Source organism: Limimaricola cinnabarinus LL-001 (genome assembly GCF_000466965.1).
Lineage (GTDB): Bacteria > Pseudomonadota > Alphaproteobacteria > Rhodobacterales > Rhodobacteraceae > Limimaricola > Limimaricola cinnabarinus.
On the sequence record NZ_BATB01000042.1, the window covers coordinates 24,572 to 34,465 of the forward strand.

The window sequence follows — 9,894 nt, forward strand, 5'->3', positions numbered from 1 at the left end:
GAACCTGCCACCGTACGGTGCCGCATTCCTGCACCGGGCCCGATCCGGACGCCTCGCGGCGGCCGTGGCCTCCCCGCCGCGGGGGGCGGGAAGGCCGGGCGGATCAGTCCGTATAGGCCGCGATTTCGCCGCTGCGCAGGCGCCGCCCATAGGAGCGCAATTCCGCGCGCACGACCTTCATCAGGAAATAGAGGCCGAAGATGTTGACCACCGCCATGGCGAAGATCGCCGCATCGGAGAAGTCGATGACGGGGCCGAGATTGGCCGCCGCGCCGACCACCACGAAGGCGCAAAAGATGAGCTTGAACACCAGCTCCTTGGTCTTGCCCTCGCCGAACAGGTAGGTCCAGGCCTTCAGCCCGTAATAGGACCAGCTGATCATCGTCGAGAAGGCGAAGAGCACCACCGCCACCGCGAGCACGTAGGGAAACCAGCTGATCCCTTCGGCGAAGGCCGCCGAGGTCAGCGCCACGCCGGTGTTGCCGTCGATCGTGGCGATCGCGGCTCCTGCCTCGTCGAGAACGAAGCGTCCCGTCTGCGGGTCCATGATGAGCTGGCCCGAGATGGTGATGACGAGCGCGGTCATGGTGCAGATCACCACCGTGTCGATCAGCGGCTCGAGCAGCGAGACGAAGCCTTCGGTGATCGGCTCCTTGGTGCGCACCGCCGAATGGGCGATCGCGGCCGAACCCACGCCTGCTTCGTTCGAGAAGGCCGCGCGCTTGAAGCCCTGGATCAGCGCACCGACGAGACCGCCCGCGACGCCCAGACCGCTGAAGGCACCGGCGAAGATCTGGCCGAAGGCCCAGCCGATCTTGTCGTATTCGACGATCAGGATGATCAGCGCCGCGCCGACATAGAGGATGCCCATGAAAGGCACGATCTTCTCGGTGACCCGCGCGATCGACTTGATGCCGCCGACGATGACGAGAAAGACCACGGAGGCGAAGACGAGGCCGGTGATCCAGCCCGGATAGTCGCCGACGATGCCCGAGATCTGCGCATGCGCCTGGTTGGCCTGGAACATGTTGCCGCCGCCCAGCGCGCCGAGGATGCAGAAGATCGAGAACAGCACCGCGAGGAAGCCGCCACCGGGCACGCCAAGCTCACGAAAACCCTTGGAGAGGTAATACATCGGCCCGCCGGAGACGGTGCCGTCCTCGTATTCGTTGCGGTATTTCACGCCCAAGGTGCATTCGGTGAACTTCGACGCCATGCCCAAAAGCCCCGCGAGGATCATCCAGAAGGTCGCGCCCGGCCCGCCGATGCCGACGGCCACCGCGACGCCCGCGATGTTGCCAAGCCCCACCGTGCCCGACAGCGCCGTGGCGAGCGCCTGAAAATGGCTGACCTCGCCTGCGTCGTCGGGATCGGAGAAGTCGCCCTTCACCAGTCGGATCGAATGGCCGAAATAGCGGAACTGCACGAAGCCGAAATAGAGCGTGAACACGGTGGCCGCGATGACGAGCCACATCACGATCCACGGGAAATCCGTGCCGTAGAGCGGCGCGAAGATGAAGCTGACGAAGGGTCCCGTCACGTCCGCGAAGATTTCGTTGACGCGCGCATCGAGCGTCGAACCTTCTTGTGCGGCGGCGGGAACGGCGGTGAGCATGGCGGCGGCGAGCGCCGCGATCATGGTTTTGGTCATCCGCGACCCTTTCATTGCACCACCGTGACCGGTACGTCGGCCCCCTTCACGAGGTTGAAGGTCGAGGAGCCGAAGATGCGGCTTGAAAAGCCGCCCTCCGAGGAGCGCGCCACGATAATCTGCGCGGCCTTCTGTTCCTTGGCGATGGCGTTGAGCGTATCGGCCACGTCGCCGTGGCGCACCTTTCCGGTGACGGTCAGCCCCAGCGCTTGCAGCTTCTTTACCGCCGGGTCGATCACGCGGGTCATCACCGTGCTGATCTCTTCCTCGCGGCGCTTGTGGCGCTGGGCGTTTTCCTCGGCGGAATGGAACGAAAAGGGGGACCATTCGATCACATAGGCGACTACGAGATCGCACTCCCCGATGAGCCGGGCCTGCGTGACGGCGAAATCGAGGGCGCGTTCCCCCGAGGCATGGCCGTCCAGTCCGACAACGAGCTTGGTTGTCATTGAGCCTCTCCTTGTCTTGCTCGGGCATGACCTTGCACGGCACCATGGCTTTCGCCGGGTCGCCGCGACGGTCGGAAACACCCCTGTGATCATCTTAGAAGCGCGGATGCCAGATTGTCGTGGGTTTGTTTCGGCGCGAATGACGCCGAGAGGTGCAAATCGAGGCCGGCCCCGTAAGTCGGCTGGCCGCTGAACGGCCTGCGCTAGGGGCCAGAGCGGCGCGGGGCAGGGGGCCTTGGCGCGGCGTCAGATTGTCGATCGCCCGTCGCTGGTCTAACCCGGACATCATGAAGACCAAGGAGACTGGCCAGATGTCGCGACCGACCGTACATGACGTAGCGCGCGTGGCCAAGGTCAGCCTGTCCACCGTCGACCGGGTCCTGAACGGGCGCGACGGGGTGCGGGCGACCACGCAGGAGCGGGTTCGCGCGGCGATGAAACAGCTCGGTTACGAGCGCGACCTGATGGCCGCGAACCTGTCGCGCAAGCGGATCTACGACATCCATTTCGTGATCCCCGACGGGCCGAACAGCTTCATGCGCAACCTCGCGGCCGAGTTGGAAACGCATGCGCGGATCGCGCTGCGCGATCGCACCGAGATCACCGTCTCGCTGGTGCCGCCATTCGATGGCCGGGCGCTCGCGGCGGCGCTACGCCGTGCGAAAGAGGCGGGGGTCGACGGGGTGGTGATGGTCGCCACGGAATCGGCCGAGGTCCGGCAGGCCGTCTCAGAACTGCGCGCTGCAGGTATTCAGGTGGTGACCTTGATCTCCGACCTCTCGGCCTCGGCACGTGCCCATTTCGTGGGTATCGACAACGTCTCGGCCGGGCGCACCGCCGCCGGGCTGCTGGGCCGGTTCTGCGCCGACCGGCGGGGCCGCATCGCGATCGTCGCCGGATCGATGCTGGTGCGCGATCACGTCGAACGCAGGCTCGGCTTCGAGCAGGTCATGCATGCGGAGTTTCCGGATCTGGATCTGCTGCCTCCCATTGAGGGCGGCGACGAGGCCGCTCGGGTCGAGGCACTTTTGAGCGACGTGCTTCGCAAACATGACGACATCATTGGCATCTACAGCCTTGGCGGCGGCAATCGCGGCCTGCGCGGTGCGCTTGACCGAGCGGGGGCTGTCCCGCGACCCATGGTGGTCGTGCATGAGTTGACCGATCAGTCCCGCGTGGCCTTGCAGGACGGGGTGTTCGACGCCGTGCTGCAACAGGACATCCACAGGGAGGTGGCGAGCGCGCTCGTCATCATTCGTAGCCTTATCGAAGCGGTGCCAATCGATGCGCGGACCGGACTGGTCCATATCGAAATCTTCCTGCGCGACAACCTGCCCTGAACCGTACTTCCCATAGAGGAGGCTTTGCGCTTCGCCTTTCTTGATGTACGTTAGTCAGAAATGAAGGGCCGGATGCTGCACCGCAGGGCATATCGGCAGGCGAGGAACGAGACCAGCATGACAGATTTCTTCAAGGGCATTCCGGCAATCCGCCACGAAGGACCCGACAGCGACAACGACTTCGCGTTCCGCCACTACGCCCCGGAGGAGGTGGTGATGGGCAAGCCGATGAAGGAGCATCTGCGCTTCTCGGTCGCCTATTGGCACAGCTTCGCCTGGGAGGGTGGCGATCCCTTCGGTGGGCAGACCTTCGATCGGCCTTGGTTCGGTGAGGGGATGGAGAAGGCCAAGCTCAAGGCCGATGTCGCCTTCGAGATGTTCGAGATCCTCGGCGCGCCTTATTTCTGCTTCCACGACGTCGATGCGCGGCCCGAAGGCGCGAGCTTCGCCGAGAACACCCGCAACCTGCGCGAGATCACCGACTACTTTCAGGGCAAGATGGAAACCACGGGGACCAAGCTCCTGTGGGGCACGGCGAACCTTTTTTCGCACCGGCGCTACATGTCAGGCGCGGCCACCAACCCCGACCCGGATGTCTATGCCTTTGCCGCCGCGACGGTGAAATCCTGCATCGACGCCACGCACCAGCTTGGCGGCGAGAACTACGTGCTTTGGGGTGGGCGAGAGGGCTACGAGACGCTGCTCAACACCGACATGGGGCGCGAGCGGCAACAGGCGGGGCGCTTCCTGACGCAGGCCGTGGAGTACGCCCGCAAGATCGGATTCAACGGCACCATCCTGATCGAGCCCAAGCCGCAGGAGCCGACCAAGCACCAATACGACTACGACGTCGCGACGGTCTACGGCTTCCTCAAGGATTTCGGGCTGGAAAAGGAAGTGAAGGTCAACATCGAGCAGGGCCATGCGATCCTCGCCGGTCACAGCTTCGAGCACGAACTGGCGCTGGCGCGCGAGCTTGGCATCTTCGGCTCGATCGACATGAACCGCAACGATTACCAGTCGGGCTGGGACACCGACCAGTTTCCCAACAACGTGCCTGAGATGGCGCTGGCCTATTACGAAGTGCTGCGCGCGGGCGGCTTCACCACTGGCGGCACCAATTTCGACAGCAAGCTGCGGCGCCAGTCGCTGGACCCGGAGGACCTGATCCTCGCCCATGTCGGCGGCATGGACGCCTGTGCGGCGGGCTTCAAGGCGGCGGCGAGGATGCTGGAGGACGGCAAGCTCGAGGCCGCACGCGACACGCGCTACGCGGGCTGGGATGGCCCCGAGGCCAAGGCCATGCTGGCGGGCGGCTTTGAGCAGATCGCCGCGCGGGTCGAGGGGGAAGGGATCAACCCCGAACCGCGCTCGGGGCGGCAGGAGCGGCTCGAAAACCTCGTGAACCGCTACGTGTAAGAGGCAATGGCGGCCCCGCGCGGGGCCGCCACCTTCCGGTCGGAACGGGCTGTCGTATCGCTGCGGGTCTGGACGGAGTTTTGATAGCTGGTGTCTAGCGCCCATCGCATGGTCGGCGCATGAGGCTCGGTGGCGGCGACGTTGTAGCCGCCCGAATAGACATAGGCGATGCCGCCCAAGGCAGCGATGCCGACGGTGCCGATGCTTCCGATCAGCACGCCGAGCGCGATGTTCTTCGACTTCGACATGGTCTGTCTCCCTATCTTTCGAACTCAACCAGAAGCGGGGCGGCGGGTTCGGTGCCGCCCCGCACTTCGTGTCACCCGTCGAACCCCACCCGGGCAGCGCGCAGCCTCAGCGCATTGCCGATCACCGAGACCGAGGACAGGCTCATTGCGGCGGCCGCGATCACCGGCGACAGCAGCAGCCCGGTGAAGGGGTAGAGCAGGCCGGCCGCGACGGGCACGCCGAGGCCGTTGTAGAGGAAGGCGAAAGCGAGATTCTGCTTGATGTTGCGCACCGTGGCGCGGCTGAGCCGGCGCGCGGTGACCAGCGCCGTCAGGTCGCCGCGCACCAGCGTGACGCCGGCGCTCTCCACCGCGACATCGGCGCCGGTGCCCATGGCGATGCCGACATCCGCGGCGGCAAGGGCAGGGGCATCGTTCACCCCGTCACCGGCCATCGCCACCGTCCGGCCCTCCGACTGCAATTTGCGGATCGCCGCCTGCTTGTCGGCGGGCAGCACCTCAGCGATCACCTCGTCGATGCCAAGATCCTCGGCCACGGCGCGGGCCGTCACCTCGTTGTCGCCGGTCAGCATGACAATGCGCAGGCCCTCCTCATGCAGCGCCGCGATGGCCTTGGACGTCGTCTCCTTGATCCGGTCGGCCACAGCGACCAGCCCGGCGGCGCGTCCGTCCACCGCCACGAGGATGGCCGTCTGCCCCTTGCGCCGCGCGGCATCGGCCCGCTCGGACAGAGCAGCGGTGTCGGCGCCCGAATCCTGCATCATCGCGACGTTGCCGATCGCCACGCCGCGGCCCGCGACGCGGCCCGAGATGCCCTTGCCGGTGGTGCTGTCGAAGTCCTCGACCTCGGGCAGGGCGATGCCGCGCTCCTTCGCGCCCTCCACGATGGCACGCGCCAGCGGATGCTCGGACTGCGCCTCCAGCGCTGCAACGAGGCCCAGAAGCTCGTCCTCGCCCATGCCTTCGGCCACCACCTCGACCAGAGCAGGACGGCCTTCGGTCAGCGTGCCGGTCTTGTCCACGACCAGCGTGTCAACGGCGGCGAAACGTTCGAGCGCGGCGGCGTTCTTGATCAGCACGCCGTGCCCCGCGCCCTTGCCGACGCCCACCATGATCGACATCGGTGTGGCGAGACCGAGCGCACAAGGACAGGCGATGATCAGCACCGAGACGGCGGAGACCAGCGCGAAGGCCATCGCCGGGTCGGGGCCGAAGATGCTCCAGACCACGAAGGCGAGGATGGCCACACCGACCACCGCCGGAACGAAGTAACCCGAGACCTTGTCGGCGAGCTTCTGGATCGGTGCCTGGCTGCGCTGCGCCTCGGCGACCATGGCGACGATGCGGTTGAGCATGGTGTCGGCGCCGACGCGCTGCGCCTCCATCACGAAGCTGCCGGTCTGGTTGATCGCCCCGCCGGTGACCGGATCGCCCTCGGCCTTCTCGACCGGGATCGGCTCGCCCGTAATCATGCTCTCGTCGATGGTCGAGCGGCCCTCAAGCACCACGCCGTCCACCGGCACGCTCTCTCCCGGGCGCACGCGCAGCCGGTCGTTTGAGCGCAGCATGTCGAGCGGTACGTCGCGCTCGCCACGCTCGTCCACCAGCCGTGCCGTTTTGGGGGCGAGATCGAGCAGCGCGCGGATTGCGCCCCCGGTGCGTTCGCGCGCGCGCAGTTCCAGAAGCTGGCCCAACAGCACCAGCGTGACGATCACCGCCGCCGCCTCGAAATAGACGCCGACCTCGCCCTCGTGGCCGCGGAACTGCGGCGGAAATATCTGTGGCACTACTGTGGCCACGACCGAGTAGACATAGGCCACGCCGACCCCGAGCGCGATCAGCGTGAACATGTTGAGGTTGCGGCTGCGGACCGAGGCCCAGCCACGCTCGAAAAAGGGCAGGGCACACCACAGCACCACCGGTGTCGCGAGGATCAGCTCGATCCAGTCGAGCATCGGGGCGGAGATGATAGCAAAGGCGTGTGGCGCGAAATGCCGGCCCATCGCGATGACCGCGAGCGGCACGGTCAGCACCGCGCCAAGAACGAAGCGGCGGCGGAAGTCGATGTATTCCTCGCTCGGGCCCTCGGTCATCGGAATGCCCTTGGGCTCCAGCGCCATGCCGCAGATCGGACAGGAGCCCGGACCGACCTGTTCGATCTCGGGGTGCATCGGGCAGGTGTAGATCTGGTCCGCGCGCTCGGGCGGTGCGGCCTTCAGCGAGGGATCGAGAAAGACCTCGGGCCGGGTATCGAACTTTTCGCGGCACTTGGCCGAGCAGAAGTAGAAGGTCTCCCCCTCGTGCTCCGAGACATGCTTGGCGGTTTCGACATCGACGCTCATGCCGCAGACCGGATCGGTCGCGGTGCGATCGCCGGGAAGGGGATGATGATGCGCATGCGCATGACTGGTGTGGTCCATGGCAAGTCTCCTTGCTGCGGAGGCGCCGACTCGGCGCCTCGATGCCGTATCATACCCCCGTAGGGTATATGCACCAAGATACCCGTGTAGGGTATGGTGGGAACCCTCGTTCGGGCGTATGGTTCCGAAGCCGGAGGCGAATGACATGCAAGAAAAGAAGAACAAGACGGCGATTCAGAAGCGGCTGGCTCGGCTCGGAGGCCAGATCAGGGGCGTCTTGCGGATGGTCGAGGAAGACCGCTACTGCGTCGATGTGCTGATGCAGACAGCCGCCGTGCGCTCGGCGCTCAAGGTGGTGGAACGGCTCCTGATCGAGGACCACGCCAACCACTGCATGGAAGGGGCGATCCTGTCGGGCGACGCCGATGAGCAGCGCACCAAATTCCGCGAGATGGTCGCCCTGCTCGAGAAGGCGAGGGATTGATCGGGAATGGATCTGTCCCGATCCTCATTGAGCCCTCATGATCCAGACTATCTTGCTCTCGATCCTCGTCGTTGCGATCTGCACCGCGATCCACCACGGGACCCTCAAGACGGCACCCCTGACCGAAGGTGGCTGACTGGTTCGTGTGTGGCGCCGGAGCAAGTTCCCACGTCTTATGGAGTCGAGTGGTGAACCAATGGAGCCGGGCAGACTTTCAGTTATGTTGACCGGCTGAGAATTGAGGCGAATGGCATGCAAAGACGACAGTTTCTGACACGGGTCGCGGGGTTCGGCGTGGCGAGCGCATGGCTTCCCGGATCGGCATGGGCGCATTCCAGCCAAGAGTTGCCCGAGAAGTTTCTGCCGCGCGAAGTGGAGATCGCACCGGGTATCGCCCCGGGGGAAATCCACGTGATGCCGGACGAGTTTGCGCTCTACTGGACGCTTCCGGAGGGCAGGGCCATTCGCTACAGCGTCGGCGTCGGGCGCGACGACCTCTACCATGCTGGCCGCTATGTCGTGCAGATGAAGAAGGAATGGCCAAGCTGGAAGCCGACGCCGGCTATGGTGAAGCGGGAGCCTGAAAAATACGAGAAATATGAGAAAGACGGGATGCCCGGCGGGATCGACAATCCGCTCGGCGCGCGGGCGCTCTATCTCTTCGTCGACGGACGCGACACCTATCTGCGCATCCATGGTACCAATCAGCCTTCGACTATCGGACGAGCGGTCTCAAACGGCTGCGCGCGGCTTGTGAACGACCACATCATCGAGCTCTACGAAAAGGTGCCTATGGGCACGACGGTCTATCTCTATCCGAAGGCGGGAAATTCTTATAATCCAGACCAGCATGGGATGGACCACCATGGTTGAGTGATCCTGGGTTCCGGTGCGCGCAGGCGCGGCCGTGGTCATCGGAACCACCCCCTAACCCAGTCGAGCAGGCCGTCGGGCTCGGGATGCGGATGCGCGTTTGTCAGACCATTGATATGCATGAGAAGGTTGAGCGGCGCGAAGCCGGCGCCGTGGAAGATGGCGACATGCCGCCCCTCCCGGTCGAAGAGGTGAAGCATCGGGTTGTCTCCATTTCGTGTGGATCGGGAGGCGAGTTCTGCCTCGAGGTCTTCGAGCGCACCACTTGGCGCCGCGACCGACCAGTTCCCGGCGTCGACGGTGTCGATACCGTCCGGTTCCTCGGCGATCGTGATGAAGCGGACCATCTCGCGCATCGGGCTCGCGTTGAGCAATGTTACCGTCTGCAAAAATCGATCATGCTGCGCCCGGCAGGGCTCGAGGCAGGGGCTCGAGCGGACGTGCACGGCCACGACCTGTCCCGCGAGGTCCGCGAAATCGAGCGGCTGACCATCCGCGCCGATGAGGTCCAGATCAGGCGCGGGGCCGGAGATCGCCTCGAATGCAGGCTCCTTCAGGGCGGTGACCTCGTCGAGCCGTTCGCCCGGGTGATCGGCCAGCGCCGGGATACCGAGCAGGGCCATGATCATGGCGATGGGAGCGAGCCGCCGCATCAACTTCGTCCCTCCGCCTCGATGCGCATCTCGATCTCCCGGGCCAGATCCTCGGGGGGCTGGTCGCCTTCCAGGAAGACGGCCTCGAAGCGGCCGTCGGGCCGCATCAGGTAGATGTGGCCGGCATGCGCCATGCGGTATCCGTCGGCGGCCTCCGCATCCGGCAGCTGCTCATGATAGACCTTGAAGGCATGCGCGGCGGCCGTGACCTGATCGTTGCTGCCGGTCAGCCCGACAAACTCAGGGTGAAAGTTCGCGACGTAGTCGGCCATGACCTCGGGCGTGTCCCGCTCGGGGTCCACCGTGATGAAAAGCGGTGCGACCCGGCCTGCGTCCTCGCCCAGAAGATCGAGCGCGGTGGCCATGTAGGCCAGCGTGGTCGGGCAGACATCGGGGCAGTTGGTGAAGCCGAAGAAC

General features: G+C 65.3%; 10 protein-coding genes. 4 read left to right on the top strand and 6 right to left on the bottom strand.

Translation table 11 applies throughout. The features are described 5' to 3' along the window. Window positions 1-103 precede the first annotated feature (103 nt). Both MBELCI_RS13165 and MBELCI_RS13170 read right to left on the bottom strand, forming a co-directional pair. A complete protein-coding gene (locus MBELCI_RS13165) occupies window positions 104-1,651 on the bottom strand; it encodes an alanine/glycine:cation symporter family protein (RefSeq protein ID WP_021694733.1) in 1,548 nt (515 codons plus the stop codon). A gap of 11 nt (window positions 1,652-1,662) precedes the next feature. Further along, on the bottom strand, window positions 1,663-2,100 hold the full coding sequence (locus MBELCI_RS13170) for a universal stress protein (protein ID WP_021694734.1): 438 nt from the start codon (window positions 2,098-2,100) through the stop codon (window positions 1,663-1,665). A gap of 311 nt (window positions 2,101-2,411) precedes the next feature. On the opposite strand from MBELCI_RS13170, the gene MBELCI_RS13175 reads away from it, so the two are divergent. Together MBELCI_RS13175 and xylA are read left to right on the top strand one after the other, a co-directional pair. Further along, window positions 2,412-3,440 (top strand): LacI family DNA-binding transcriptional regulator, encoded by a 1,029-nt coding sequence (locus MBELCI_RS13175; RefSeq protein WP_045320156.1) that lies wholly within the window; start codon window positions 2,412-2,414, stop codon window positions 3,438-3,440. A 117-nt stretch (window positions 3,441-3,557) separates the two neighbouring features. Further along, entirely contained in the window at window positions 3,558-4,859 is a 1,302-nt protein-coding gene (gene xylA, locus MBELCI_RS13180) for a xylose isomerase (RefSeq protein WP_045320157.1), read from the top strand. Here the strand turns inward: xylA and MBELCI_RS13185 are convergent. Both MBELCI_RS13185 and MBELCI_RS13190 read right to left on the bottom strand, forming a co-directional pair. Next, the gene (locus MBELCI_RS13185; protein ID WP_021694737.1) at window positions 4,850-5,107 is read right to left on the bottom strand and encodes a hypothetical protein; all 258 of its coding nucleotides are present in this window, start codon (window positions 5,105-5,107) and stop codon (window positions 4,850-4,852) included. The genes xylA and MBELCI_RS13185 overlap by 10 nt on opposite strands. Window positions 5,108-5,178: 71 nt before the next feature. Continuing rightward, complete coding sequence (locus MBELCI_RS13190) at window positions 5,179-7,527, bottom strand: heavy metal translocating P-type ATPase (protein ID WP_021694738.1); 2,349 nt, start codon at window positions 7,525-7,527, stop codon at window positions 5,179-5,181. Window positions 7,528-7,672: 145 nt separating this feature from the next. On the opposite strand from MBELCI_RS13190, the gene MBELCI_RS13195 reads away from it, so the two are divergent. Both MBELCI_RS13195 and MBELCI_RS13205 read left to right on the top strand, forming a co-directional pair. Then, window positions 7,673-7,951, top strand: coding sequence for a metal-sensitive transcriptional regulator (locus MBELCI_RS13195; protein WP_045320159.1), 279 nt, complete (start codon window positions 7,673-7,675; stop codon window positions 7,949-7,951). A gap of 252 nt (window positions 7,952-8,203) precedes the next feature. After that, window positions 8,204-8,824: a L,D-transpeptidase gene (locus tag MBELCI_RS13205; RefSeq protein WP_021694740.1), complete on the top strand. Its 621-nt coding sequence runs from the start codon at window positions 8,204-8,206 to the stop codon at window positions 8,822-8,824. 38 nt (window positions 8,825-8,862) lie between these two features. Here the strand turns inward: MBELCI_RS13205 and MBELCI_RS13210 are convergent, their stop codons facing one another. Together MBELCI_RS13210 and MBELCI_RS13215 are read right to left on the bottom strand one after the other, a co-directional pair. Then, on the bottom strand, window positions 8,863-9,477 hold the full coding sequence (locus MBELCI_RS13210) for a TlpA family protein disulfide reductase (protein WP_021694741.1): 615 nt from the start codon (window positions 9,475-9,477) through the stop codon (window positions 8,863-8,865). Beyond that, window positions 9,477-9,894, bottom strand: a 418-nt coding sequence (locus MBELCI_RS13215; RefSeq protein ID WP_045320154.1) for an SCO family protein, incomplete at its 5' end; no start/stop codon positions are given. The genes MBELCI_RS13210 and MBELCI_RS13215, both read right to left, overlap by 1 nt.

Coding starts and splice junctions, on each gene's coding strand:
- MBELCI_RS13210 (WP_021694741.1), bottom strand. CDS start 9,477: ATGCGGCGGCTCGCTCCCATCGCCATGATCATGGCCCTGCTCGGTATC.
- MBELCI_RS13170 (WP_021694734.1), bottom strand. CDS start 2,100: ATGACAACCAAGCTCGTTGTCGGACTGGACGGCCATGCCTCGGGGGAA.
- MBELCI_RS13185 (WP_021694737.1), bottom strand. CDS start 5,107: ATGTCGAAGTCGAAGAACATCGCGCTCGGCGTGCTGATCGGAAGCATC.
- xylA (WP_045320157.1), top strand. CDS start 3,558: ATGACAGATTTCTTCAAGGGCATTCCGGCAATCCGCCACGAAGGACCC.
- MBELCI_RS13165 (WP_021694733.1), bottom strand. CDS start 1,651: ATGACCAAAACCATGATCGCGGCGCTCGCCGCCGCCATGCTCACCGCC.
- MBELCI_RS13175 (WP_045320156.1), top strand. CDS start 2,412: ATGTCGCGACCGACCGTACATGACGTAGCGCGCGTGGCCAAGGTCAGC.
- MBELCI_RS13205 (WP_021694740.1), top strand. CDS start 8,204: ATGCAAAGACGACAGTTTCTGACACGGGTCGCGGGGTTCGGCGTGGCG.
- MBELCI_RS13195 (WP_045320159.1), top strand. CDS start 7,673: ATGCAAGAAAAGAAGAACAAGACGGCGATTCAGAAGCGGCTGGCTCGG.
- MBELCI_RS13190 (WP_021694738.1), bottom strand. CDS start 7,527: ATGGACCACACCAGTCATGCGCATGCGCATCATCATCCCCTTCCCGGC.